At 66.2% G+C, this 24184-nt stretch carries 22 protein-coding genes; 2 read left to right on the top strand and 20 right to left on the bottom strand.

Translation table 11 applies throughout. The features are described 5' to 3' along the window. Positions 1-18 precede the first annotated feature (18 nt). From lysS to ACSQ3Q_RS17185, 11 genes are all read right to left on the bottom strand, one after another. Positions 19-1563 carry a lysine--tRNA ligase gene (gene lysS / locus ACSQ3Q_RS17235; protein WP_436135558.1) on the bottom strand — a complete coding sequence of 515 codons (1545 nt, stop codon included), beginning with the start codon at positions 1561-1563 and terminating at the stop codon, positions 19-21. A gap of 80 nt (positions 1564-1643) precedes the next feature. Continuing rightward, the gene (locus ACSQ3Q_RS17230; protein WP_436135557.1) at positions 1644-2276 is read right to left on the bottom strand and encodes a sugar transferase; all 633 of its coding nucleotides are present in this window, start codon (positions 2274-2276) and stop codon (positions 1644-1646) included. Between the two features lie 8 nt (positions 2277-2284). Next, entirely contained in the window at positions 2285-3466 is a 1182-nt protein-coding gene (locus ACSQ3Q_RS17225; RefSeq protein WP_436135556.1) for a DegT/DnrJ/EryC1/StrS family aminotransferase, read from the bottom strand. Positions 3467-3501: 35 nt separating this feature from the next. Beyond that, positions 3502-4830, bottom strand: coding sequence for a UDP-glucose dehydrogenase family protein (locus ACSQ3Q_RS17220; protein WP_436135555.1), 1329 nt, complete (start codon positions 4828-4830; stop codon positions 3502-3504). Between the two features lie 52 nt (positions 4831-4882). Continuing rightward, the gene (locus tag ACSQ3Q_RS17215; protein WP_436135554.1) at positions 4883-5578 is read right to left on the bottom strand and encodes a class I SAM-dependent methyltransferase; all 696 of its coding nucleotides are present in this window, start codon (positions 5576-5578) and stop codon (positions 4883-4885) included. Then, positions 5575-6615, bottom strand: coding sequence for a glycosyltransferase family 2 protein (locus ACSQ3Q_RS17210; protein ID WP_436135553.1), 1041 nt, complete (start codon positions 6613-6615; stop codon positions 5575-5577). The genes ACSQ3Q_RS17215 and ACSQ3Q_RS17210 overlap by 4 nt, the downstream gene beginning before the upstream one ends. Positions 6616-6623: 8 nt before the next feature. Continuing rightward, the gene (locus ACSQ3Q_RS17205; RefSeq protein WP_436135552.1) at positions 6624-7718 is read right to left on the bottom strand and encodes a glycosyltransferase; all 1095 of its coding nucleotides are present in this window, start codon (positions 7716-7718) and stop codon (positions 6624-6626) included. Next, a complete protein-coding gene (locus ACSQ3Q_RS17200) occupies positions 7711-8319 on the bottom strand; it encodes an acyltransferase (RefSeq protein WP_436135551.1) in 609 nt (202 codons plus the stop codon). The genes ACSQ3Q_RS17205 and ACSQ3Q_RS17200 overlap by 8 nt, the downstream gene beginning before the upstream one ends. Beyond that, a complete protein-coding gene (locus ACSQ3Q_RS17195) occupies positions 8303-9535 on the bottom strand; it encodes a lipopolysaccharide biosynthesis protein (protein WP_436135550.1) in 1233 nt (410 codons plus the stop codon). The genes ACSQ3Q_RS17200 and ACSQ3Q_RS17195 overlap by 17 nt, the downstream gene beginning before the upstream one ends. Further along, positions 9532-11442, bottom strand: coding sequence for a polysaccharide biosynthesis protein (locus tag ACSQ3Q_RS17190; RefSeq protein ID WP_436137022.1), 1911 nt, complete (start codon positions 11440-11442; stop codon positions 9532-9534). The genes ACSQ3Q_RS17195 and ACSQ3Q_RS17190 overlap by 4 nt, the downstream gene beginning before the upstream one ends. A gap of 50 nt (positions 11443-11492) precedes the next feature. After that, positions 11493-12134, bottom strand: a complete 642-nt coding sequence (locus ACSQ3Q_RS17185; RefSeq protein ID WP_436135549.1) for an LON peptidase substrate-binding domain-containing protein — start codon at positions 12132-12134, stop codon at positions 11493-11495. Positions 12135-12423: 289 nt separating this feature from the next. Between ACSQ3Q_RS17185 and ACSQ3Q_RS17180 the strand changes: the two genes are divergently transcribed. Next, positions 12424-12972, top strand: a complete 549-nt coding sequence (locus ACSQ3Q_RS17180) for a YggT family protein (RefSeq protein WP_436135548.1) — start codon at positions 12424-12426, stop codon at positions 12970-12972. A 127-nt stretch (positions 12973-13099) separates the two neighbouring features. On the opposite strand, the gene accD is transcribed toward ACSQ3Q_RS17180, so the two are convergent. From accD to ACSQ3Q_RS17140, 8 genes are all read right to left on the bottom strand, one after another. After that, positions 13100-13972: an acetyl-CoA carboxylase, carboxyltransferase subunit beta gene (gene accD / locus ACSQ3Q_RS17175; protein WP_436135547.1), complete on the bottom strand. Its 873-nt coding sequence runs from the start codon at positions 13970-13972 to the stop codon at positions 13100-13102. Positions 13973-14147: 175 nt separating this feature from the next. Further along, positions 14148-14957, bottom strand: a complete 810-nt coding sequence (gene trpA / locus ACSQ3Q_RS17170; RefSeq protein WP_436135546.1) for a tryptophan synthase subunit alpha — start codon at positions 14955-14957, stop codon at positions 14148-14150. Beyond that, the gene (gene trpB / locus ACSQ3Q_RS17165) at positions 14954-16231 is read right to left on the bottom strand and encodes a tryptophan synthase subunit beta (protein ID WP_436135545.1); all 1278 of its coding nucleotides are present in this window, start codon (positions 16229-16231) and stop codon (positions 14954-14956) included. The genes trpA and trpB overlap by 4 nt, the downstream gene beginning before the upstream one ends. Next, positions 16209-16970 (bottom strand): phosphoribosylanthranilate isomerase, encoded by a 762-nt coding sequence (locus ACSQ3Q_RS17160; RefSeq protein WP_436135544.1) that lies wholly within the window; start codon positions 16968-16970, stop codon positions 16209-16211. The genes trpB and ACSQ3Q_RS17160 overlap by 23 nt, the downstream gene beginning before the upstream one ends. Then, entirely contained in the window at positions 16967-17788 is an 822-nt protein-coding gene (gene truA, locus ACSQ3Q_RS17155) for a tRNA pseudouridine(38-40) synthase TruA (RefSeq protein ID WP_436135543.1), read from the bottom strand. The genes ACSQ3Q_RS17160 and truA overlap by 4 nt, the downstream gene beginning before the upstream one ends. A gap of 49 nt (positions 17789-17837) precedes the next feature. Further along, the gene (locus tag ACSQ3Q_RS17150; RefSeq protein WP_436135542.1) at positions 17838-20483 is read right to left on the bottom strand and encodes a FimV/HubP family polar landmark protein; all 2646 of its coding nucleotides are present in this window, start codon (positions 20481-20483) and stop codon (positions 17838-17840) included. Positions 20484-20771: 288 nt separating this feature from the next. Beyond that, positions 20772-21902: an aspartate-semialdehyde dehydrogenase gene (gene asd / locus ACSQ3Q_RS17145; RefSeq protein ID WP_436135541.1), complete on the bottom strand. Its 1131-nt coding sequence runs from the start codon at positions 21900-21902 to the stop codon at positions 20772-20774. Between the two features lie 95 nt (positions 21903-21997). After that, on the bottom strand, positions 21998-22285 hold the full coding sequence (locus ACSQ3Q_RS17140; protein WP_436135540.1) for a hypothetical protein: 288 nt from the start codon (positions 22283-22285) through the stop codon (positions 21998-22000). Between ACSQ3Q_RS17140 and ACSQ3Q_RS17135 the strand changes: the two genes are divergently transcribed. Then, a complete protein-coding gene (locus ACSQ3Q_RS17135; RefSeq protein ID WP_436135539.1) occupies positions 22284-22958 on the top strand; it encodes a dihydrodipicolinate reductase in 675 nt (224 codons plus the stop codon). The two genes, ACSQ3Q_RS17140 and ACSQ3Q_RS17135, sit on opposite strands and share 2 nt — an antisense overlap. A 73-nt stretch (positions 22959-23031) precedes the next feature. On the opposite strand, the gene leuB is transcribed toward ACSQ3Q_RS17135, so the two are convergent. Further along, complete coding sequence (gene leuB, locus ACSQ3Q_RS17130; protein WP_436135538.1) at positions 23032-24105, bottom strand: 3-isopropylmalate dehydrogenase; 1074 nt, start codon at positions 24103-24105, stop codon at positions 23032-23034. Positions 24106-24184: the final 79 nt, after the last annotated feature.

Below are 24184 nucleotides of genomic sequence, written 5' to 3'. Positions count from 1 at the left end.
CAGGGCGCCCGCGCTCTTTCAGGATTCGCGGCGCAACGCAGGGAACAGGATCACGTCGCGGATGCTGGGGCTGTCGGTCAGCAGCATCATGAGGCGATCGATACCAATCCCGCAACCCCCTGTGGGCGGCATGCCGTATTCCAGAGCCCGCACGAAGTCGTGGTCGTAGAACATCGCTTCGTCGTCACCGCTGTCCTTGGCGGCCACCTGGGCCTGGAAGCGCGCAGCCTGGTCTTCAGCGTCATTGAGCTCGCTGAATCCATTGCCGAACTCGCGCCCGGTGATGTACAGCTCGAAGCGCTCAGTCACCTCGGGGCGGGTGTCGTTGGCACGGGCCAGCGGCGAGATTTCGGTAGGGTGCTCCATGATGAAGGTGGGCAGCCACAGCTTGTCTTCCACCGTCTCTTCGAAGTACAGCACCTGCAGGCTGGCCAGGGTGCGGGTCGACAGCTTGTTCTTTTCTTCGTTCAGGCCCAGCTTCTTCAGGGCGCTGGTCAGCCAGGCAGCATCGTCCACATGGGCGCCGGCTTCGGTGTACTGGAAGATCGCTTCGCGGATCGTCAGGCGCGCGAACGGCTGCGACAGGTCGACCGCGCGGCCCTGGTAGGTCAGCTGCAGGCTGCCCGTGGCCTTCAATGCCACTTCGCGGATCAGCGTCTCGGTGAAGTCCATCAGATCCAGATAGTTCCAGTACGCCGCGTAGAACTCCATCATGGTGAACTCGGGGTTGTGGCGCACCGAGATACCTTCGTTGCGGTAGCTGCGGTTGATCTCGAACACGCGCTCGAAACCACCCACGATCAGGCGCTTCAAGTACAGCTCCGGCGCGATGCGCAGGTACATCTCCTGCTCCAGCGCGTTATGGTGCGTGACGAACGGCTTGGCATTGGCGCCGCCCGGAATCGGGTGCAGCATGGGCGTCTCGACTTCGAGGAAGCCGTGGCTCACCATGAAGTCGCGCAGGCCGCTCACGGCCTTGCTGCGCGCCATGAAGCGCTTGCGGGCCTGCTCGTCGGTGATCAGGTCCACATAGCGCTGGCGGTACTTCTGCTCCTGGTCGGCCATGCCGTGGAACTTGTCCGGCAGGGGGCGCAGGCTCTTGGTCAAGAGGCGCAGGCTGGTCACCTTGACCGACAGCTCGCCGGTCTTGGTCTTCATGAGGGTGCCCTCGGCACCCACGATGTCGCCCAGGTCCCAGTGCTTGAAGGCAGCGTACAGCTCCTCGCCCACGGCGTCGCGGGTCACGTACAGCTGGATGCGGCCGCCCACGTCGCCCAGCGATCCGTCCTGCACCGTGGCAAAGCTGGCCTTGCCCATCACGCGCTTGAGCATCATGCGGCCCGCCACCGAGACGGTCACGGGCGTGGCCTCCAGGGCCTCGTTCGTGGTGTCGCTGTGCTCAAGGTGCAGCTGCGCTGCCTTGTGGGCAGGCTTGAAGTTGTTGGGGAAGGCTACGCCGCCGCCATTGGCTTGCACCTCGCGCAAGGCGCGAAGCTTTTCGCGGCGCTCGGCGATGAGCTGGTTGTCGTCCTGGGAGGCGGGGGCGAGGTTCTGGTCTGACATAGGGGGCCGTCGGTGCGGTGGCGTGAATTGGGGCCGGGCTCCGCAAAGGCAGGGTTCGGCCAAACCCCTCATTTTATCGGCTATGCGCCGTCTTTTGGCGCCATGTCCCTGTGGGAGCGTCCGCCCCACAGTGCGCCGGCGGTCTGCGCGATGATTTTCAGGTCGCCCCAGAGGGTGTGCGCGCGGGCGTATCGGGCCGCGTACTGCAGCTTGATCGGCAGAATCTCTTGCACATAGGTCCGCTCGGGGTCGCTGCTTTGGCCTAGCAGCGTGCTCTCGTCGCGGAATTCGATGGACGCCAGGTCGGTGATGCCGGGGCGCACGCTCAGCACGATGCCCCGCAACGCCTCGGGGTACAGCGCCACATAGCGGGGCACCTCGGGCCGCGGGCCCACGATGCTCATATCTCCCACCAGCACGTTGATGAACTGCGGTAGTTCATCGAGCTTGGTGCGCCGCAACCAGTGGCCTGCGCGGGTGATGCGGGCATCGGCCCCCACCGTGATCGCGGGGCCCGCCGCATCGGCACCGGCTTGCATGGTGCGGAACTTGTAGATGCGAAAAGGCTGTCCCGCACGGCCGATGCGGGTTTGCCGAAAGAAAATGCCGCCGGGCGAGTCGAGCCGGACCCACAGCGCCACGGCCACCAGCACCGGCGCCAGCAGCACCAGGGCCAGCGAGGAGAAAGCCAGGTCGAACAGGCGCTTGGGCATGGGGTGGGTCAGCCCAGCACCTCGTGCAGGGCTGCGATCACGCGGTCCTGGTCCGCGTCGCTCATGGCGGTGAACAAAGGGATGCTGATCATCGACTGGTAGGCCGCATCGGCCTGCGGAAACATCTCTGGCGTGAGCTCGTAGCGGTCGCGCCAATAGGGGTGCCGGTGCAGGGGCACGTAGTGCACGCTGGTGCCGATGCCCCGGTCCGACAGGGCCTGGATCACGTCGTCCCGGCCCAGTCGTGTGCCGTGCTGCAAACGTATGACATACAGGTGCCAGGCATGCGTGTCGCCAGCGGGCGCCTCCGCTGGCAAGACCAGCGGCAGCGTGGCCAACTGTTGGTGATACCGCGCCGCCAAGTACTGGCGCCGCTGCACAAAGCCTGGCAGCCGCGCGAGTTGCTCCACGCCCATGGCGGCCGCGATGTCCGTCATGTTGTATTTGAAGCCCGGGGCGACCACCTCGTAGTACCAGGCGGGTGTTTTCGATGTGAAGCGGTCGAACGCATCGCGGTTCATGCCGTGCAGGCGCATCACGCGCATGCGTTGGGCCAGTTGCGGATCGCGCGTGACAGCCATGCCACCCTCGCCGGTGGTGATGGTCTTGTTGGCGTAGAAGCTGAACACGGTCACATCGGACTGCAGCTGCCCAACCAACTGGCCCTGCCACGTGGTGGGCAGGGCGTGGGCCGCGTCTTCGACCACCTTGAGCCCATGCTCCTTGGCAATGGCCAGGATCTGGTCCATCGGGCAGGCTAGGCCGCCGTAGTGCACCGGCATGATGGCCTTGGTCCGCGGCGTGATGGCGGCGCGGATCTTGGCGGGGTCGATGTTCAGCGTCACTGGGTCCACGTCCACCAGCACCGGGTCGGCGCCCAGATAGCGCACGACCTCGACCGTGGCCGTGAAGGTCAGCGTGGGGGCGATCACTTCGTCGCCGGGGCCGATGCCCAGGGCTTCCAGGGCCAGGTGCAGGCCTGCGGTGGCTGAGTTCACCGCAATTCCCTCCAGCCCATTGCCGCCCAGGTACTGCACGAACGCCTGCTCGAACTCCTTGGTTTTAGGCCCCGTCGTCACCCATCCGGAGCGCATGGCTGCGGTGGTCGCCTCGATCTCCGCGGGCCCGATATCCGGCTTGGCGAAAGGGATGAAACTGGGCGGCGAAGACGGGGTGGATGGGTGGGGCATGTCGGGTCGAGTGGCGATAATTGGGGCGGGCCGGGTCAGGGCGCGGCGCGGCCGATGGGGTGGTATTCAAAGCCCAGGGTCTTCATCTCTGTGGGCTCGAAAAGATTGCGGCCGTCGAAGATGACGGGTGCGCGCAGCGTGGCCGCGATGTGGTCGAAGTCGGGGCTGCGAAACTCTTTCCATTCCGTCACGATGATGAGCGCCGTGGCGCCGTCCAGCGCTGCATTGGCGCTGTCCGCAAAGTGCAGGCCCTTGCGGTCGCCCAGCGTCTTGCGCGCCTGCGCGATGGCGACCGGGTCGTACGCGCAGACCTCGGCCCCCCGCTCCAGCAGGTCGTAGATCACGGTGAGGCTCGGCGCTTCGCGCATGTCGTCCGTGCCCGGCTTGAACGCCAGGCCCCACAGCGCAAATCGCAGGCCGCTCAAGTCGGGTCCGAAGCGCGCGAGCACCTTTCGCACCAGTACCCCTTTTTGCCGGTCATTGACGGCCTTGACGCCTTCGAGCACCTGCAAATGGTGCCCGTGGTCGGACGCGGTCTTGAGAAGAGCGCTCACATCCTTGGGGAAGCACGAGCCGCCATAGCCGGCCCCGGCGTACAGAAAATGCGTGCCGATGCGCGGGTCCATGCCCATGCCGTTGCGCACATGTTCGATGTCGACGCCCAGCGTTTCTGACAGCAGGGCCAGCTCGTTCATGAAGCTGATGCGGGTGGCCAGCATCGCGTTGGCCGCGTACTTGGTGAACTCCGCGCTGCGCACGTCCATCACCACGAAGCGGTCGCGGTTGCGCATGAAAGGCGCATACAGCGTGTGCAGGCGGCTGGCGGCCTCGGCATCGCTGGTGCCGACGATCACGCGGTCGGGCCGCATGAAGTCCTGCACGGCGGAGCCTTCTTTCAAAAATTCCGGATTGGAGGCGATGGAGTAGGCGGGCTGCGTGGCGCGCTCGGCCAGCACCGCGTCCATGGCCTGGCGCACCTTGTCGGCGGTGCCCACGGGCACGGTGCTCTTGGTGACCACCAGCTTGTACTGCTCCATGTGCTGCGCCACGGCCCGCGCGGCGGCCAGCACGTGCTGCAGGTCGGCCGACCCGTCTTCGCCAGACGGCGTGCCCACGGCGATCATCTGGATCACGCCGTGCGCGACGGCCTGGGCCATGTCGGTGGTGAACTTGAGCCGCCCCGCGTGCGCATTTCGCACCACGATGTCGGACAGGCCCGGCTCATGGATGGGGATGTGCCCCTGGCGCAGCGCACCGATGCGCGCCGCATCGTGGTCCATGCACACGACGTGGTTGCCCATCTCTGCAAGGCATGCACCGGTGACGAGGCCCACGTACCCGGTGCCAATGACAGTGATCTTCATATGCGGTGCGGCGCTCCGTGCGTGGGGCGCCCGGTGTGTGCGGGAGTGTTCATCAAGGTTTGGCCGCCCAGGTCAGGCGGTGGGTGCGCAGCGGGCGCAGCAGCTGCGACGCCGGTGCAATCATCCATGCGGGCAACCGTCGTGCGATGGGCGGTGCCAGCGTCAATCGGTGCGACCGCAGTTGCGCTCCGGGGAACAGGGCTTGAAGCTCCTGCAAGGGAACACGCCGGACATCGGGGTTGCGGGGATTGTCCACCACAAAGTCGTACACCAGCACGCCCCCACCTGGTGCCACCCAGCGCCACAGGGTCTCCGCCATTTCGCGGCGGAAGGCAGCATCGAGCAGCGAACTGAACAGCGTGAAGGCGAGCACCGCATCCTGGCTGGCCGGCGGCACATCGGCGCGGCATGCATCGCCCTCCAGCAGGGTGACCGCACCGGGCAGCAGGTCCCGCGCCAGTGCTGCGCGGGCGGGCAGCAGTTCGATGCCGGTCAGGCAGCCCGGCGTGGCGCCCAGGCGGATCAGGTCTTGCAGGTTGCCACCACTGCCGCAGCCGACTTCCAGCATGCGCCGGTTGCCCAGGCTGTGCCAGCCGTGGACTGCCCAGGTGCGCGCCATGGCGCGCAGGCGCTCCTGCTGGGCCTGCAGCGCGGCCGCGTTGCCATACAGGCTGTAGCGGGCCTCGTCGGCGGCTGCATCGCGCCGGGCGTAGCGGGCCTCGACGGCCTGGGGTTCTTGCATGGTCATCGGGTGATCCGTGCAAAGTCGGCCGACGGTGTGCGCGACCGCACGATGTCCCACAGTCCCCGCCAGGTGCCCAGGCCGTAGCCCACATGGAAAGCCGCAATGGCCGCTGGCAAGCGCGGCAGCAGGGCCCAGTCGCCCGCAGCCTTGGCTGCTGCCGCGGATGCGGCCAGCAGATAGGCGCCGTACGCCAGTGCCAGGCCCGCAAAGGGCAGCACCGTCCAGGGCAACAGTGCTGCGGTGGCAACCAACGCAGCCACGAAGATGGCCGGTACGAGCTGGCGCAGGGCACCCGGCTGGCCGTGCTTGCGCATGACGAAGGGGCGCCAGTAGCCGTACTGCCGCTGCTGCGAGAACAGGTGCCGCAGCGAGTTGCGCGGATGGTAGGTCGAGCGGATCAGCCGGCTCTGCCAGATGCGCGCACCGGCCAGCCGCAGCCGCAGGTTGTGCTCGTCGTCCTGGTTGCGCACAAGGGCTTCGTCGAAGTGGCCGTAGCTCTCGAACACGCTGCGCGGCCAGCAGCCCAGGTAGACGGTATCCACCGCGCCTTCGAACTGCACGTCGCGCGACCGGGCGCCGCCCACCACCCACCGGCACTGGAAGGCCGCCGCCACCGCTGCGCCCGTGCGGCCGGTGCCGCGGGCCACCCACGGCCCGCCCACGTTGTCGGCGCCCGTGCGCGACAGGGCTGCTATGCACTGGGCAAGGTAGTCGGGCGCGAACTGGGTGTGCACGTCCAGGCGCGCAATGATGGCTCCGCGGGCCCGGGCGATGCAGGCGTTCAGGCCGGTGGAGACGATGCGCCCGGGGTTGTCCACCAGCACAAGGCGAGGGTCGCTGGCGCAGCGCTCCTGCAGCCGCTGCCGGGTGCCGTCGTCGCTGTCGCCGTCGGCCACGAGCACTTCCATGCGCCAGCCTTCGGGCAGCACCTGGCTGATGGCCGAGTCGCAAAAGGCATCGATGTGCTGGCGCTCGTTGCGGCACGGCACGATGACGCTGATGAGCAGCGGGTTCAAGTCACGGTCCTCTGGGATGTTCACGGGTAAGTTCACTGTGCGCCTGCAAGTCGCTGGTAGAGCACATGCATGCGGTTCATCTGGGCGGCGCGGTCGCCATCTTGGGCGATGCGCGCCGCATTGTGCTCGCCTACCTGGCGCGCTGTGTAGTCGTCGGTCACCAGGGTGCGCAAGGTGCCCGCCAGCGCCGCAGCATCGCCCGCCGGCACCAGCCATTGCGCACCGAGCCACTGCCGGTTGGCCTGCAGGTCGCTGGCAACCACGGCCAGGCCGCAGGCCATGCTCTCCAGCACCGCGACCGATGTGGCGTCGCTGTCGGGCACCGAGATGGAGATCTTGCAATCACCCAGTACGCGCGCCATGCCCGCATCGTCCAGCCGGCCGTGCAGGTGCACGCACTGCTGCAGCCCTGCGGCCTGCACCTGCTGGCGCAGGGCGGGCTCGAGGGTGCCTCCGCCCAGCAGGTGCAAGTGCAGGTCGTGGTCCTGCAGCCCGGCACGCAGGCGGGCGAAGGCGTCGACGATGGTGGCGATGCGGTAGTTAGGCTCCCAGGCGCGCAGGCTGACCAGGTGCGTGGCGGGCTTGCTGTGCCAGGGCGCAGGGCGAAAGCGGTTCAGGTCCACGCCCCAGTGGATCTCTTCGGCCGGGCAGGCGGGGCCGAACCGCGCCACGGCATCCATCAGGCTGGCCGAGTCCCCGGTAATGAGGTCCGCCTGCCGCAAGGTCCAGCCCGTGAGCCAGCGCATCCACGGGCTTTTGTGTGGCGTGACCAGCAGGTCGGTGCCCCAGGCCGTCATCACCAGCGGATGCATGCCGCAACGCGCTGCGAGATACCCGTACGACGTGATGTAGTGGGCGTGCACGATGTCGGGCGCCAATTCCCGCACGTGGCGCTGCGTTTCGCGGACGCGAAAAAGCCAGTCGGTGGAGCGACGCACCGGCCGCAGCGTGCGGACCTCCACGCCGGGTACCTGCGCAGGCCTGGCCGTGATGAGCGACACGCGCCAGCCGCGCTGCAGCATCTCGCGCGCCCAACGCTGGACGTGCGGGCTGGTGGCGTCGCCGAGCAGGCACAGGTGCCGGGGCGTTCGCTTGGGCATGGGCGTGGGCTGCGTCATCTCAGTCATGGGCGGTATGCGGACTGGCTGGCGAAAGTGCCCCTGCCCACGATTCATAGTGCGGCACCAGCTCGGGGAATTGCGCCAGCAACTGCGCGTCCCGCGCGCGAACATCGCCGACCTGGCGCGCAGGCGCGCCGGCCATGATGGCGAAATCTGGCACCTCGCCACGCACCTGCGCGTAGGCGCACACCACCACCCCCTTGCCCAGGCGCGAGCCCGCCTCGATCAGGCTGTGTGGGCCGATGAAGGTGTAGGCGCCGATCTGCACCGGGGCGCTGATGTAGCCGGGTTTGGTGCCTGCATGCGTGGCATAGCCCTGGCCCAGCAAGCGGATGGCGCGGTGGGAGCTGTGGGTCACGATGCTCACAAAGTTGGTCACCTGCACCCCCTCGCCGATCTGCAGGCCGCCGGTGGCGTCGATGAAGTTGAACTGCCCGATGAACACGTGGTCCGCCAGCTGCAGGCCATCGGCGCCTTCGATGCAGGTGCTGGGCGCGATGCGCGTGTGGGCCAGCACGCGGCCCGCCGCATCGCGCTCGCCGAACACCATGCGGTAGAAAAGTGCCTGCCAGAGGCTGCGACGCCAGCGGTTAAGCAGCGCTCTCATGGGGAATGTCCTTCCAGTTCGCCAGGGCCCAGAAATAGTAGCCAAAGTAGGCCAGCATGCTGGCAGAAATGCCCCATCCTGCGCCGGTGAGCCCGCCCAGGTACAGCCCTGGCACAAGGCCCGCAAAGAACAGGCATTGTCCAACCAGCGCCAGGCGCAGCGCCCAGGCCTGTGCCTTCCAGGCCATGGTGACCACCGCTAGCGGGGAGGCGATGAAATGCAGGGCGATGTACGGCGCCATGGCGCGGGCGAGTTCGCCGGTCTGCGCCCATTGGTCGCCAAAAGCCAGGGTGAAGATATACGGGCCCCCCACCAGCAGGACGGCTGCGAAGGGCAATGCGATTGCCGCCAGCCCCAGCACCGCGCGCCGCACGATGGTGCGCGCTTCAGCGCTGCCCCTGGCCTGCAGCAGGCGCGGGTACAGGGTTTGCGACAAGGCCCCGCCCACCAGCGTGGCCGGCGCCTTGAGGTAGCGCAACGCCAGCGCCCAGATACCCGCCGCCGCGTCGCCGGTGAGGGCCGCCACCAGCACCAGCGTGAGCGTGTCCTGCAGCGCGCCCAGAAAAGCGTGGGGCGTGTTGAGCAGCGGAAAATCCCGGTGCCGCCGGGCAGCCGCTGCCAAGGCAGCCCGCGGCCTGCGCCACAGCCCTGGCCAACCGCCTGCGGGCGCTGGCCGGGCCAGCAGGCAGGCGGCGGCCAGCGCGGTGGTGGCAGCGCCCAGCACCAGCCCCAGCGGGCCCATCTTCAGCAAGCCCAGCAGCAACTGCACGATGGCGCCGCCCCCTTGCTGAACCAGCCGGGCCAGTGCCAGCAGCCCGAACCTCTGCGACCGCGTGGTCCACATCGTGAGCCACTGCACTGTGCCGCCCGCTGCCACGGCCAACGGCAGACTCCACGCCAATGGCATGCCTTGCCAGAACGCGAGCAAGGCACCCGCAGCGGCGGATGCCGCCGTGACGGCCAGCAGGATGCGCGCACACAACGCCAGCAGTTCGGCGGCGCCCTCGTCGCTGGCCTCCAGCGGCAGCGCAAACTCGTACCGCGCGCACGCCACCACCGCGATGTTGGTGGACACCGCCCAGAGCAGCGCAAACTGCCCGTAGGCCTCGGGGCTGTACACGCGCGTGAGCGCCGGGCCCAGCAGCAGGGGAATGGCGTGGGCCGCAACGCTGCCCGTGAGCAGGGTCAGCGTGCCCCGCACCAGCCCCGGCTTCACGGCGCGTCCGCGGCTTCGGGCTGGTAGCCCGGCACCAGCTGCCGCAGCATTGCGGTCATGGCACCGTGGTCACCCGCCTGGGCGGCCTGCCGCAAAGCCTTTAGCGAAGCCTGCAGCTCGTCCCACGGCCGATATTCCTCGCGGGCCCGGAGGATGCGCGGGTGGGCCGTGGGCAGCGGGTTGTCGCCGATCAGCAGTTCTTCATAGAGCTTTTCGCCGGGGCGCAGGCCGGTGAACACGATCTCGATGTCGCCCGCCGGGTGCCGCGCATCGCGCACCGTCAGGCCCGACAGCGCCACCATGCGCTGCGCCAACTCCAGGATTTGCAGCGGCTCGCCCATGTCGAGCAGGAACACATCGCCCCCTTCGGCCATGGCACCGGCCTGCAGCACCAACTGGGCTGCTTCGGCGATGGTCATGAAGTAGCGCGTGACCTCCGGGTGGGTCACCGTGACGGGGCCGCCCATGGCGATCTGCTTGCGAAACAGCGGGATCACGCTGCCGCTGGACCCCAGCACGTTGCCAAAGCGCACCATGGAAAACCGGGTGGTGCATTTCCAGGGGCCGTCCGCCGCATCAGTGCCGAACGGTGTGCGCGGCGACGCGGCCACGGCCTGCAGCACCATCTCTGCCACCCGCTTGGTGGCACCCATGATGTTGGTGGGCCGCACGGCCTTGTCGGTGGAGATCAACACGAAATGGCTGGCCCCGTGCTCCAGCGCCACCCGCACCATGGCAAGCGTGCCAAAGACATTGTTCAGGATGCCTTCGCCTGCGTTGGCCTCCACCATCGGCACATGCTTGTACGCCGCTGCGTGGTAGATGGACATGGGGCGGTAGCGGCGGCAAATGTCGGCCATGCGCTCCTGCTGCGTCACATTGGCCAGCAAAGGAGTCAGCTCACAGGCGTGTTCTCCTGTCTGTGCCAGCAGCGCTTGCAGCTCGTGGTGGATGGTGTAGAGCGCGAATTCGCTGTGCTCGACGAGGAGGAGTTGCCGCGGTTGCTCGCGCACGATCTGGCGGCACAGCTCGCTCCCGATGCTTCCGCCCGCGCCGGTGACCAGCACCACGGTGCCCGACAGACTGCGGCCCAGCAGGCCAGGGTCGGGGGCCACGGGTTCACGGCCGAGCAGGTCCTCGATCTCCAAATCCTGGAAATCTGTGACCGTGACCCGGCCGCTGGCCAGGTCCGACAGGCCGGGCAGGGTGCGGATGTGCACGGGCAGGTCCCGCAGGCCTTCGATGATTTGCCGGCGACGCTGCCGTGTGGAACTGGGCAGCGCCAACAATACGTCGGTGATGTCGAGCCGACGGACCACGTCCTGTAAAGCCTTCGGCGAATGCACGCGCACACCATTGATGCTGCGGCCAATCTTGCTCGCGTCGTCGTCCACAAAGCCTTTGAGCAGGTACTGGGGCATGTTGCCCAGGCCGGCGGCCGTCTGGGCCCCGGCGCTGCCGGCGCCGTAGATCAGCAGTCGGTGCGACGCGCGGCTGTTGCGGCCTGCCAGGGCGAGCCAACCCAGTGCGCGGCTGGCGCCCACCAAAAGCATGAACAGCAGGGGCTGCAAAATGCCCACGCTGCGCGGCACGCCCTCCCACTGTGCAGCCAGCAGGCATGCCAAGAGCAGCGTCCCGTAGACGGCCACCGCCTTGCCCGTGGTGATGAGTGCGGTGATGCCCGTGTAGCGAAATATGGCGCGGTACAGCCCGAGCTTGGCGAAGATGGGAAATGCGAGCACAGGGGCCAAGACATAGGCCATCCACTGCATGCCTTGTGGCCAGTGGGGGGTGTCCAGCCGCAGTGTGAAGGCCAGCCACATCGCCGCGACACCAAGGCAAACGTCCATGGCCACGACCACGAGCCGTTTGGCTGTGCGGGACCAGCCCAGGATGCGTTGGAGCATGGGCGTGCGCGTCTGCTGGTTGGTACCGGAGAGGGTGCCTCGGCCGTTCATCATTGCGTGGGGGCGATGCCGGTGCGCTCCAGCACATCGCCCACCAGTTCCAACCGCACCAGAGGATTGTCCAGCTCCATCAGCCGCTGCTTCAGATCCAGCGGCACCGGCAGCAACTCGCACCAGCGGTTGGCCACCCAGCCGCAATCGTCCAGCTGAGCCATCGTGGGCATGATGGCCGTGGGTGTGTCGGGGTCGCGCTGTTGCAGCGTGTGCAGCACCTGCGCCAGGGCAGCGGAGGCTTTCTGAAGGTCGTCGGGAACAGGCACGGCCAGATCCTGGCCCATATGCTCCACATCAGCGATCCACAGGCCATGCGGCAGAAGGCTGCGGTGGGTGATGCGAAAACGCTGGGTGCCGCGGCACAACAAGGTGATCAGCCCCGGCTGCGGGGTCTCGATCTGTTCGATGACGGCCAGGGTGCCGACATCGCTGAATTGTTCGTCCGGGGCACCCGCCTGGCGCACCTCACGCCCGTGGGTGAGCGACACCACGCCGAATGGCGCGCCGGCCTGCTGGCATTTGCGCACCATGTCGAGGTAGCGCACCTCAAAGACACGCAGCGCCAGCAAGCCGCTAGGGAACAGCACTGAGCCCAGCGGGAACAGCGGCAGCGAGGACAGTGTGAGGTGCTGAGTCATGAAAAGAAGATGGCGGGCGGCATGTTCAAGTCAGTTGCGAAGAGCGGCTTGGCGGTTGACCGGCTACGAAGTAGGCCGTGGGGGCCCGTCCCTGGACATACGCGCGACCTACGTTCGTCAAGTCGAGCCCAAGGGGTTGCCGGCCCGGCACGGCGCAAGCGCGGACGGCGCTGGTGCCACGCGCGACCCCGTGCCATTGGGCCTTGGGGCTGTAGGGGCGACACCCGCCGCCGCTATCATCCCATGGCACGGCGCTGCTTTCAGCGTGGCCCTCGTTTTTGTCTCATCCATGCTCTACCAAATCGCCTCATTCCTGCTCGACGTTGTTGGTGGCTTGCTCACGGGGGCGTGCCTGTTGCGGCTGTACATGCAGTGGCAGCGGGTGCCGTTTGCAAATCCCGTGGGCGGGCTGGTCTTTGCGCTCACGGACTGGCTGATCCTGCCGCTGCGCAAGATGATTCCACCCGTGGGGCGCTGGGATGTGTCGAGCCTGGTGGCCGCAGTGCTGTTGCAGCTGGTGCAGTACCTTTTGCTAACCTTGCTGCTGGGGGCCGCATCTGCGTGGGCCTGGCTGCCCTGGCTGGCACTCTTCGGGCTGGCCCGGGTGGCGGTGTCCGGGCTGATCGGGCTGTTGATTGTGTATGCCGTGATGTCCTGGGTGCAAGCGCGTTCGCCGCTCTCGGATGTCATTGCCCGGCTGTGCGAACCGGTCCTGCGGCCGCTTCGGCGGATCATCCCGCTGGTGGGGGGCATCGACCTCTCACCCTTGGCCGCGCTGGTGATGCTGCAGGTGGCGATGATCGTGCTGGGCCATCTGCAGGCCAGCGTGCTGCGCTGATCGCAAAAATAGGCATAAAAAATGCCCCTAGCGCTTATCTATAAAGTGTTTAATGCTATCAAAATAATAGTGATCCGCTGCGCTGGGTAGCGCAGCGGATCACTCCGTTTCCGCGGTCAGGCCGTGCTCACATCACCGCGTCAGCTGGCAAGCGCTGCAGCATGGCCAGGCTGCTGGCCACCGTGTTGCGCAGCTCGCGGCGGTCGCAGATGAAGTCCACGGCGCCTTTGGTCTGCAGGAACTCGGCGCGCTGAAAACCTTCTGGCAGGGTCACGCGCACGGTGGACTCGATCACGCGCGGGCCGGCAAAGCCGATCAGCGCCTTGGGCTCGGCAATCACGATGTCGCCCACAAACGCAAAGCCGGCGCTCACGCCGCCCATGGTCGGGTCGGTCAGCACGCTGATGTAGGGCAGGCCCTTCTTGGCCAGGCGGGTCAGTGCTGCATTGGTCTTGGCCATTTGCATCAGGGACAGCAGGCCTTCCTGCATGCGCGCGCCGCCGGTGGCGGTAAAGCAGATGAAGGGCACTTTCTGTTCAATGGCGGTTTCGACGCCGCGCACGAAGCGCTCGCCGACCACGGAACCCATCGAGCCGCCCATGAAGTCGAACTCGAAACAGGCGACCACCACGTTGATGCTCTGGACCGCGCCACCGATGACGATGAGGGCGTCGGTTTCGCCGGTGTTCTCGAGCGCTTCTTTCAGGCGCTCGGGGTACTTGCGGCTGTCTTTGAACTTGAGGGCGTCTACCGGCAGCACTTCCTGGCCGATTTCATAGCGGCCCTCGGCGTCCAGGAACGAGTTCAGCCGTGCGCGGGCGCCGATGCGGTGGTGGTGGCTGCAGTGGGGGCAGACATTCTGGTTTTGTTCCAGGTCGGACTTGTAGAGCACCGTTTCGCAGCTCGGGCACTTGATCCACAGGCCTTCGGGCACCTGGCGGCGCTCGGTCGGGTCCGTTTGCTGGATCTTGGAGGGCAGAAGTTTTTCGAGCCAGGACATGGTTTTCCTCTGTGTGAATGGGCCATTGGCGGCACGGCCTTGAAACTGGCGCGGTCCTGAAGACCAGGGCTCCCGCGCAAGGGCCGCCCCGCCGCGCTGGGAGCGTCCCCCTTCCCGCGCGGAGTACGAGAGAAGGGGGAAGCGGCAAAGCCGCTCAGGGGGATGAGCCCTGATTTTACGCGTCCAAAGCCTTGCGGATGCCCCGTAGAAAGTCGATCGTGAGCGGGACCACCTTGGCGTGCTCCTGGTCTTCGATCAGCTGGATGATGCGGCTGCCGATAACCACCGCGTCCGCCACCTTGCCAATGGCCTGGGCCGTGGCCGCATCGCGGATGCCAAAGCCCACACCCACCGGTATCGTCACATGCTGGCGAATGCGGGGCAGCATCTGCTCTACGGCCGAGGTGTCGAGCGCGCCGGATCCGGTCACGCCCTTGAGTGACACGTAGTACACATAGCCGCTGGCCACGCGCGCCACCTGGGCCATGCGCTCGTCGGTACTGGTGGGGGCCAGCAGGAAGATCAGGTCCATGCCGTTGGCCTGGAGGCTCGCGGCAAAGGCCTCGCATTCTTCGGGCGGGTAATCCACGATGAGCACGCCGTCGACCCCGGCTTCGGCAGCGTCGCGCACAAACGCGCCCTCGCCGTGCACCTGGTCATAGCGCTCCACCGGGTTGGCGTAGCCCATCAGCACCACGGGCGTCGTGCTGTTGCGCTTGCGAAACTCGCGCACATGGTCGAGCACCTGCACCATGCCCACCCCCAGGCCGAGTGCCTTTTCGCCGGCCTTCTGGATGACGGGGCCGTCGGCCATGGGGTCCGAGAAGGGCACGCCCAGTTCGATCACGTCGGCACCGGCCTCCACCATGCCGTGCATGAGGGCGGGCGTGATGTCGGCAAACGGGAAGCCTGCGGTGACATAAGGGATCAGCGCCTTGCGGCCCTGGGTTTTCAGCTGTTCAAAAGTGGTCTGGATGCGGCTCATGGCTTGGTGTCTCCCGCGGCACCTTTGACGGACAGGCCGCGCATGGAGGGGCGGTCGTAGAAATCTTCGCCCGACAGGTCGGCCACGGTGCCGATGTCCTTGTCGCCCCGGCCCGAGAGGTTGACCAGGATGGATTGGTCGGGCCGCAGGGTCGGCGCGAGCTTCAGGGCATAGGCGAACGCATGGCTGGATTCGAGCGCCGGGATGATGCCTTCGGTGCGGCACAGGTGGTGGAAGGCCGATAGCGCTTCCTTGTCGGTGATGCCCACGTATTCGGCACGACCGATCTCTTGCAACCAGGCGTGCTCTGGGCCCACGCCGGGGTAGTCCAGGCCGGCGCTGATGCTGTGGGTCTCGGTGATCTGTCCGTTGACGTCTTGCAGGATGAAGGTGCGGTTGCCATGCAGCACGCCGGAGCTTCCGCGCTGCAGCGATGCCGAATGCTTGCCGCTGTCGAGACCTTCGCCGGCCGCCTCCACGCCAATCAGGCGCGTGGACTCAAACGGAATGTAGGGGTGGAAGATGCCCATGGCGTTGCTGCCGCCGCCCACGCAGGCAATCACCACATCGGGCTGCTCGGCCGCGATCTTCTGGTCGGCCAGCATGGAGGGCATCTGCTCGATAGCCTCCTTGCCGATCACGCTCTGGAAGTCGCGCACCATCATCGGGTAGGGGTGCGGGCCTGCCACGGTGCCGATGATGTAGAACGTGTTGTCCACATTCGCGACCCAGTCGCGCATGGCTTCGTTGAGGGCGTCCTTGAGGGTCTTGCTGCCCGACTCGACCGGCACGACAGTGGCGCCCAGCAGCTTCATGCGAAAGACGTTGGGGCTTTGGCGCTTGACGTCTTCACTGCCCATGTAGACCACGCATTCAAGGCCGTAGCGCGCGCAGATGGTGGCCGTGGCCACGCCATGCTGACCGGCGCCTGTCTCGGCAATGATGCGTGGCTTGCCCATGCGCTTGGCGAGCATGGCCTGGCCGATCACGTTGTTGATCTTGTGGGCGCCGGTGTGGTTGAGGTCTTCGCGCTTGAGGTAGATCTGCGCACCGCCCAGCTCGCGGCTGGTGCGGGCTGCGTGGTAGACCGGTGAGGGTCGGCCCACGAAGTGCTTGAGTTCGTACTCGAATTCAGCGAGGAACTCGGGGTCGTTCTGGTAGCGGGCGTAGGCCTCGCGGAGTTCCTGGATGGCGTGGGTGAGTGTTTCACTGACGAAGCTGCCGCCGTAAGAGCCGAAGTGGCCTGAGGGATCAGGTTGCTGATAGGAATTCATGAGGGTTCTTTGCAAGTTGGGCATCGGCCGCGCGCACGGCGGCGATGAACCTTTGGATTTTTCCGGCGTCCTTGATGCCCTTGACGGGTTTGCCGTCGGGGCCATCGGCCTCGACGCCGGAGCTGACATCAACCGCCAGCGTGTGACAACGCGGGCGGACTTGCAAAATGCCATCGGTCACGTTTGCAGGCGTGAGTCCACCAGACAAAACGAGGTGAGAGCTGACGCTTGGTGGAAGGAGTGACCAATTGAATGCCTTGCCGCTGCCACCATAACCGTCGACGTGGGCGTCGAGCAGGATGGCTTGGGCGTGAGAGTAATCGTGGGCGTATTTTACGAGGTCAAACTGTGCCGCACCATCGCCGAGGGGAATCCGTGCGGCCCGCAGGTAGGGCCGCGCGCCCCGGCCGGTGGCTGCCAAACAATCCTCCGGCGATTCATCACCGTGGAATTGGATGGTAGCGCCCGCTATCAAAGCGCTAGCTGCTATCACATTTGTAGCATCCTCATTGACGAACAACAGGACGGGCGTCACGAAGGGTGGCAGCCGGCGCGCCAACTGTGCTGCGCGTGCCGGGGTCACCGCACGCGGGCTGGGGCCGTACAGCACAAATCCGACGGCATCGGCGCCCGCAGCCACTGCGGCATCGATGTCCTGTTCCCGGGTCAACCCACAGATCTTGATGCGGGTGCGGGTGCTGGGCAGCGGGAGGGAGGGTGTCGCAGCGGGTGGTCTCATGGCAGCCAATCATACGCAGCCGTGCGCTCGGGCAGACCCCAGGCGGCTTCGTAGACGGGGCCCAGAAAATACAAGCCGTCGGGCGAGAACGTTGGCGCGGCAGCATCACGCGACCTCGTGGCGAGCACCTTTTCCATCCAGTCGGGCGACTCCTTGCCCTGGCCGATGGCAATCAGGCAGCCCATGATGTTGCGGATCATGTGGTGCAAAAAGGCGTTGGCTTCGAACTCGAAGCGCCAATAGCAGGGGCTCCAGCCCAATTCAGGGTGGGGCACGCTCTGGCCCCGGCACGAGATGCCGATGCGCTGCAGCGTCTTGACGGGCGACTTGGCCTGGCACGCCGACGCGCGAAAAGAGGTGAAGTCGTGCTCTCCGAGCAAATGGTCTGCGGCCTGGCGCATGGCGTTGTGGTCCAGCGGATGGAACACCCATCCGACCCGACCCGCATCGACGCTCGGGCGCACGGGCGACTGGAGCAGCACATAGGCGTACCGCCGCGCCACCGCGCTCCCGCGGGCGTGGAATTCATCCGGCACAGGCTGCGCCCACTGCACCGCAATGTCGGATGGGAGGAACGTATTGGTCCCACGCACCCAGGAAGAGGCGGGGCGGTCCAACGGGGTGTCGAAGTGCACCACCTGCATCAGCCCGTGGACTCCGGCATCGGTCCGGCCAGCGCACAAGGTACTGACCCGATGCGTAGCAAAGCGGCCCAGGGCCGCTTCGAGTTTGTCTTGAATGGTGTTGCCAGACAGCTGGCTTTGCCAGCCGCTGTAGGCCTGACCGTTGTAGCTGACACCCAGGGCCAACCGCGTCATGGGGCGGCCCGGGGTTCTAGGTAAGGTGCGGCCCGCAGGGCGCGGCGCATCAACCCAGTTCGGCCAGCATGCGCTGGGCGCGGGTCTTGAGGGCACCGCTCGATTCAGCAACCACTTCCTCGATCAGCGTCCGGGCGCCATCGGTATCGCCGATGGCGTTGAACTCTTCGGCCAGCGCCAGCTTGGTGGCCAGCGGGTCGTCTTGCGCGGCAGAAAAATCATCCATCGGCGCAGTGGCTGGCACGGCCTTGGGCGCTGGTGCAGCCATGGGTGTGGATGGCGCGTTCAAATCCAGCGACAGGTCGCCCAGGTCAAACTCCATGGGGCCGGAGTCCTTCGCATCGGCGGACAGAGGAACGGGGCCGGAAGGCGCCATTGTCAGGTCGTCGGTGCGTGGGAAGTCCAGATTCGCCACGGGGGGCGGAGTCATCGGGCTGGGGGTCGCATCGGGGGCGTTCCATGCAGGCGCACTGGCCGAAGGGAGCTCGGGCAGGTCCAGGCCAGGCCGCAGCGTCGATGGCTCATCAGCGTCGTACGAATTGCGCGCGTTTCCGGCGGCAGCAGCGGCGGCTGCCGCCGCGAAACCGCCAGGTGCTGCCGGCGCGAGGGAAGGCGCGTCGGTCAATGCATCGTCGGGCAGATCGAGGTCGAGGTCCAGGTCGAGATCCGGAGGCAGTGCCGCAGTGGCGGCCGTGCCAGCGCCCGCACCTGAGAACGTGCTGGCGAATCCGCCTGGAGGCAGCGATGGCGACTCATCTTCTGCCATGCCCGGCCGGCCACCTGGCTGGTACAGGCGGTTGTCGGGGTCCAGGTCGCGGCCGAGTTCTGCAATGCGGTTCCAATCGGGGCCTTCGCCTTGGGTGAGCTTGAACACGTCGCCTGCCACCGCTTCCAGGGCCTTGCGGTCCTGGCGCTTGGCGTAGATTTCACCCAGCTTCACATGCACCGACACGCGGGCCGGGTTGTGGCGGATGGCTTCCTTGAGGATTTCTTCGGCCTGCAGGTCGCGCCCATAGGCCAGGTACACGTCGGCTTCGGCCACGGGGTCCACATCGCCGCCGGCATCAAGCTGGCTGGGCGAGTAGGCCATGGACGAACCGGTGGTCATCTCGCTGTTGGCCGTGTCGACGCGCTGGCCGCCGCTGGCACCGAAGAACGAGTCTGGCTGAATACGGCTTTCCAGGAAGGAGCTGTCCACGCCAGCGTTCTGGCGACGGCGCTGCACGACGCGGTACGCACCATAGCCCAGCAGCAGGGCCAACAGGCCGCCACCGGCCAGCGGCAGGAGGGGGTCGTCCATGAGCCCGGAAAGGAAGCTGGGTTCTTCAGCGGGGGCTGGCGCGGCGGGCACGGGGACCGGAACCGGGGCCGGGGTGGGGGCCGAAGCAGGTGCCGAGGCGGCGTCAGATGCTGCTTCGGCAGAGGTCGCCACGGCATCAGGAGCGCTGGCGGGGGAGGCTGGCGCAGCGGCCGAAGCGGGTGTTTCGGGCGCGGCTGGGGCTGTGGGCGTGGCGGGCACCGCGGGCGCTTGCACTGCCACCGTGGCGGCAGCGCTGGCCGCAGCAGCGGGGGCTGGAGCGGGCGATGCGCTGCTGCCGGCCGGTGCCGAGGCAGCACCTATCTTGTTCAGGTCCGTGATGTTCTTGGACAGCTCGGCCATGCGGGTTGCGGCCTCGCTGGCTTGCTTGTCCTTGGCGACTTGGTCTTCGGCTGCTTTTTGGCCCTTCACCGAACCTTTGGACAGCGTGAGCTTGTCGGGTGCAGCGGTGGCTGGTTTCTTGTCCTCGACGCGTGTCTGCACCGAGCCGGACGCAGAGCGCTCGGCCGCGGCGACAGCAGCGGAAGGCGCGGCGCCAGCCAGCTTGCGGCGGAATTCGTTGAAGTCGCGAGACTGTGCTGCAAGGATCTGGCGTGCTTCGGGTGCGGGCGTGGCTTGCGCGGCGCTCTCGCTCGGCATCTGCAATACAGCGCCAGCCCGCAGGCGGTTGACGTTGCCTTGGATGAACGCATCCGGGTTGGCGCGCATCATCGCGACCAGCATCTGGTCGAGCGACACACCGGCGGGGCGGTAGGCATTGGCCAGGCGGCCGGCGGTATCGCCAGACTGCACGGTGACACCATCAGCGGGCGCACTGCGTGGGGCGGGTGCAGGGCGGGGCGCTGGCGGCGCGGCGGCCGTGGCGGGTTCGCTCGTGCGCGGCGTAACGGGGGGCCGCACTGCCGGGGCGGATTGCGCGGCCGGGGCAGAAATCTGGGGCGATGCCGTCACGCTGGGGGCCGTGCGGCGCAGCGCTGGCGGGTCGAACAGCATGGTGTAGCTGCGCACGATCCGGCCCGAGCCCCAGTTGGCGTCCAGCACCAGATCTAGGAAGGGGTCATTCACCGGGCGGTCGCTGCTCAGGCGCAATACCGCGGTGCCGTCGGGGCGGCGTTGCAGCTGGATCTGCAAGTTGTTCATCGTCGGCGTGTACTCCATGCCCTGGGCACGGAATACATCGGGAGAAGCCGTCGTGGTGCGCAGCGAATCGGCTTCTGCGGGGGTGATCTGGGGCAGTTCGATTTCGGCGCGAAGGGGTTCGCCCAAGGCAGACTGCACAGTGATGCGGCCCAGCGCCAGAGCCGATGCGTCAGGGGCATAAAAGCCAGCCGACGCCACGGCCGCAGCCGCCAGAACAGAGAATTTCCAACGATGCATGTTTGCCAACAACTGATGAGGATTTTTTGCGGCTCGGACGAGCGGTGCTTTTTTTGTCATGGTCAGGTCCCGCCCCGGCGCGTGAAAATATGTAAAAAGCACCATAGCATCAATGTTTTGCACTGACAAGCTGAGGTGCCGCCGAAGCTTTGGCGGGGCGGTTTGTGCCCCAACTTGGGGCGCGTGAATGTTGCCAATTGCCAACGCGGCGTAACCGAGTGTATCGAGATGTCCAGGCGCAAAAAAGCGCACACAGCGGGTGCCGTGCGCGCTTTTGGAGGGGGTCGATCAGGCGTCGAGCAGGATGCGGAGCATGCGGCGCAGGGGCTCGGCGGCACCCCACAGAAGCTGGTCGCCGATGGTGAAGGCGCCCACATATTCCGGGCCCATGGCCAACTTGCGGATCCGGCCCACCGGGATGGTCATGGTGCCGGTCACTGCCACAGGCGTCAGGTCCTTGATGGTGGCTTCGCGGGTGTTCGGGACGACCTTTGCCCACTCGTTGTCGCTAGCGATCATGGCTTCAATGTCAGCCAGGGGCACGTCCTTCTTGAGCTTGAAGGTCAGCGCCTGGCTGTGGCAGCGCATGGCACCCACGCGCACGCAGAAACCGTCCACAGGCACGGCAGCAGAGTCGAAGCCTTCGCCCTGGCCGAGAATCTTGTTGGTCTCGGCCATGCCCTTCCATTCTTCCTTGGACATCCCGTTGCCCAGGTCCTTATCGATCCAGGGGATCAGGCTGCCGCCCAGGGGAACGCCGAAGTTGGCGGTTTCGGCGCCGGTCAAGGCACGCTGCTTGGCGATGACCTTGCGGTCGATTTCCAGGATGGCGCTCTTCGGGTCGTCCAGCAGCGAACGCACTTCAGCGTTCAGCGTGCCGTATTGCGTGAGCAACTCGCGCATGTGCTGGGCGCCGCCGCCCGATGCCGCTTGGTACGTCTGGGTGCTCATCCATTCGACGAGGCCGGCCTTGTACAGCGCGCCCACGCCCATCAGCATGCAGCTCACGGTGCAGTTGCCGCCGATCCAGTCCTTGCCGCCGTTGGCCAGGGCGTTCTTGATGACGGGCATGTTGACCGGGTCAAGCACGATGACCGCGTTCTTTTCCATGCGCAGGGAGGAGGCGGCGTCGATCCAGTGGCCGTTCCAGCCAGCCGCGCGCAGCTTGGGGTACACCTCGTTGGTGTAGTCGCCGCCCTGGGCAGTAATGATGATTTCGCAGCGCTTCAGAGCCTCGATGTTGAACGCGTCCTGCAGTGCAGTCTCGTTCTTGGCCTGCGCAGGGGCCTTGCCGCCTGCGTTCGAGGTGGAGAAGAACACAGGCTCGATCAGATCGAAGTCCTTCTCTTGCTGCATGCGGTCCATCAGGACCGAGCCGACCATGCCACGCCAGCCGACCAACCCTACCAACTTGCTCATTTCAACGCCCCTTTTCAGTGTAAGAAACAGTGCCCGACCGGGACTGCTCGCCTGGCTCGTCTGGCCAGGAGGGGCGCACGACGAACCAGGCTGAGTCAGCCCTTAATGGTCGTGGTTTTGGTGGTGATTGCGCGCACAGCCACGCCTGCCAGGGCGGCAGTTGCGGTGTTCAAGGTGAACGGGCGGGCGGCAAACATAGACGCGGATTGTAGCGGATGCGGGTTCTGGCTCGTCCGCCGTTGTTTAGCGGGCACTACTGCGTTGATGGCAGCCGGACGGCGGGCATCAAAAGAGCCAACGACTGCGTGTGGGGCGCTTTTCGTGGCCTGGGCCGCACTACAGTCCTGCCATCGCTTTTTTTGTGGTGCTTCGAAAGTAGTCATGCAAGTCATCGTAGTGGGGTCAGGCAAGCTGGCCAAAGAGCTTCTGGGTGCGCTGCCTTCCGAGGGTGACAGCGAGGTGGTGCCATGGGCGGTCAAGGGGCAGCGCACAGAAAAATCTGTCGTGGTGCATGCAGGTTCGGGCCGCGAGCTCCAAGCCGTCAGCGCGTTTTGCCAATCGACGCACTCTCCGCTGGTGGAACTGTCCACTGGGTCAGCGCTGGAAAATACCGCCCTAGGTTTTCCGGTCGTCCTGTGTCCCAACACCAACCTTCTGATGCTCAAGTTCATGGCCATGCTGGAGCGCAGCGGGCATCTGTTTCGCGGCTACCGCATTGGGCTCACCGAATCCCACCAGGCGCAGAAGTCCTCAGTGCCGGGCACAGCCGTCAGCATGGCTCAGGCATTGGGGGTCGCGCCTGGCGATATCCAGTCCGTGCGCGACCCGGAGGTTCAACGGGGCGCGCTGCAGATCCCCCAAGAGGATCTTGCCCGCCACGCGTACCACCAGGTGCTGATGGAGGACGGCCCTTGCAGCGTGAAGCTGGAAACCCGCGTCTATGGTGATGCACCGTATGCGTCGGGTGTGGCTCATATCGTGGCGGCCGTGCGCAAGCGGCCACTGGAGAACCGGTGCTACTCCATCATGGAGTTCATCGACAACGCCTGGCTGTAGGCGGTACGTGGACTCGAAAACGAAAAAAGCGCCAGAAGACCGGCGCTTTTTCGTGACCGCTAAGCGGTTGGGTTCAGGCGGCCAGCGCCTTGACCACGGCATCCCCCATCTGCGCCGTGCCCACCTTGGTGGTGCCTTCACTGTAGATATCAGGCGTGCGCAGGCCCTGGGCCAGCACCTTTTGCACAGCGGCTTCGATGCGCTGGGCGGCGGCTTCCTGGTTCAGGCTGAAGCGCAGCATCATCGCGGCCGAAAGGATGGTGGCCAGCGGATTGGCCACGCCCTTCCCGGCGATGTCGGGCGCGCTGCCGTGGCTGGGTTCGTACAGGCCCTGGTTGCTACTGTTCAGGCTGGCCGAGGGCAGCATGCCGATGGAGCCGGTCAGCATCGAGGCCTCGTCGGACAGGATGTCGCCAAACATGTTGCCGGTTACCACCACGTCAAACGCCTTGGGCGCCTTCACGAGTTGCATGGCCGCGTTGTCCACATACATGTGCTGCAGTTCGACGTCGGGGTATTCCTTGTGCACGTCGGTGACCACGTCCTTCCAGAACTGGAAGGTTTCCAGCACGTTGGCCTTGTCCACGCTGGTGACTTTCTTGCTCCGCTTGCGGGCGGCCTGGAAGGCGACGTGGGCGATGCGCTCGATCTCGGGGCGGCTGTAGCGCATGGTGTCGAAGGCTTCCTCGGCGCCGGGGAAGTGGCCGTCGGTGGCCACACGGCGGCCGCGCGGCTGGCCGAAGTAGATGTCGCCGGTCAGCTCGCGGATGATGAGGATGTCGAGGCCCGCGATCAGCTCGGGCTTGAGGCTCGATGCGCCCACCAGTTGCTCGTAGCAGATGGCGGGGCGGAAGTTGGCGAACAGGCCCAGGTTCTTGCGCAGACCCAGGATGGCTTGTTCGGGGCGCAGGGGGCGGTCGAGCTTGTCGTATTTCCAGTCGCCCACGGCGCCAAACAGGATGGCGTCGGATTCCTTGGCGAGCTTGAGTGTGGACTCGGGCAGTGGATGGCCGTGGGCGTCATACGCCACGCCGCCTACCAGGGCGGATTCCATCTCGAACGGGAGTTCCAGGGCTTCCAGAACCTTGACGGCTTCAGAGACGATTTCGGTGCCAATGCCGTCACCCGGCAGAACTGCGATTTTCATTGAGTTTGCTTCTATATTGATAGCTGCAAGCGCTTATGTATCAAGCGCTGGGGGCCATTTTGACTTAAAAATGAGGCGG

Source organism: Acidovorax sp. LjRoot129, from assembly GCF_964253765.1.
Classification (GTDB): domain Bacteria; phylum Pseudomonadota; class Gammaproteobacteria; order Burkholderiales; family Burkholderiaceae_C; genus Acidovorax.
This window is presented reverse-complemented; position numbering and strand designations above follow the sequence as displayed.

What these genes read in the sequence shown, in the direction of transcription:
- ACSQ3Q_RS17160 (WP_436135544.1), bottom strand. Translation starts at nt 16,970, where the DNA reads ATGAGACCACCCGCTGCGACACCCTCCCTCCCGCTGCCCAGCACCCGC.
- ACSQ3Q_RS17200 (WP_436135551.1), bottom strand. Translation starts at nt 8,319, where the DNA reads ATGAGAGCGCTGCTTAACCGCTGGCGTCGCAGCCTCTGGCAGGCACTT.
- truA (WP_436135543.1), bottom strand. Translation starts at nt 17,788, where the DNA reads ATGACGCGGTTGGCCCTGGGTGTCAGCTACAACGGTCAGGCCTACAGC.
- ACSQ3Q_RS17180 (WP_436135548.1), top strand. Translation starts at nt 12,424, where the DNA reads ATGCTCTACCAAATCGCCTCATTCCTGCTCGACGTTGTTGGTGGCTTG.
- ACSQ3Q_RS17140 (WP_436135540.1), bottom strand. Translation starts at nt 22,285, where the DNA reads ATGACTACTTTCGAAGCACCACAAAAAAAGCGATGGCAGGACTGTAGT.
- ACSQ3Q_RS17135 (WP_436135539.1), top strand. Translation starts at nt 22,284, where the DNA reads ATGCAAGTCATCGTAGTGGGGTCAGGCAAGCTGGCCAAAGAGCTTCTG.
- ACSQ3Q_RS17185 (WP_436135549.1), bottom strand. Translation starts at nt 12,134, where the DNA reads ATGACTCAGCACCTCACACTGTCCTCGCTGCCGCTGTTCCCGCTGGGC.
- trpB (WP_436135545.1), bottom strand. Translation starts at nt 16,231, where the DNA reads ATGAATTCCTATCAGCAACCTGATCCCTCAGGCCACTTCGGCTCTTAC.
- ACSQ3Q_RS17225 (WP_436135556.1), bottom strand. Translation starts at nt 3,466, where the DNA reads ATGCCCCACCCATCCACCCCGTCTTCGCCGCCCAGTTTCATCCCTTTC.
- ACSQ3Q_RS17205 (WP_436135552.1), bottom strand. Translation starts at nt 7,718, where the DNA reads ATGACTGAGATGACGCAGCCCACGCCCATGCCCAAGCGAACGCCCCGG.
- asd (WP_436135541.1), bottom strand. Translation starts at nt 21,902, where the DNA reads ATGAGCAAGTTGGTAGGGTTGGTCGGCTGGCGTGGCATGGTCGGCTCG.
- ACSQ3Q_RS17215 (WP_436135554.1), bottom strand. Translation starts at nt 5,578, where the DNA reads ATGACCATGCAAGAACCCCAGGCCGTCGAGGCCCGCTACGCCCGGCGC.
- ACSQ3Q_RS17150 (WP_436135542.1), bottom strand. Translation starts at nt 20,483, where the DNA reads ATGCATCGTTGGAAATTCTCTGTTCTGGCGGCTGCGGCCGTGGCGTCG.
- trpA (WP_436135546.1), bottom strand. Translation starts at nt 14,957, where the DNA reads ATGAGCCGCATCCAGACCACTTTTGAACAGCTGAAAACCCAGGGCCGC.
- ACSQ3Q_RS17190 (WP_436137022.1), bottom strand. Translation starts at nt 11,442, where the DNA reads ATGCTCCAACGCATCCTGGGCTGGTCCCGCACAGCCAAACGGCTCGTG.
- lysS (WP_436135558.1), bottom strand. Translation starts at nt 1,563, where the DNA reads ATGTCAGACCAGAACCTCGCCCCCGCCTCCCAGGACGACAACCAGCTC.
- accD (WP_436135547.1), bottom strand. Translation starts at nt 13,972, where the DNA reads ATGTCCTGGCTCGAAAAACTTCTGCCCTCCAAGATCCAGCAAACGGAC.
- ACSQ3Q_RS17220 (WP_436135555.1), bottom strand. Translation starts at nt 4,830, where the DNA reads ATGAAGATCACTGTCATTGGCACCGGGTACGTGGGCCTCGTCACCGGT.
- leuB (WP_436135538.1), bottom strand. Translation starts at nt 24,105, where the DNA reads ATGAAAATCGCAGTTCTGCCGGGTGACGGCATTGGCACCGAAATCGTC.
- ACSQ3Q_RS17230 (WP_436135557.1), bottom strand. Translation starts at nt 2,276, where the DNA reads ATGCCCAAGCGCCTGTTCGACCTGGCTTTCTCCTCGCTGGCCCTGGTG.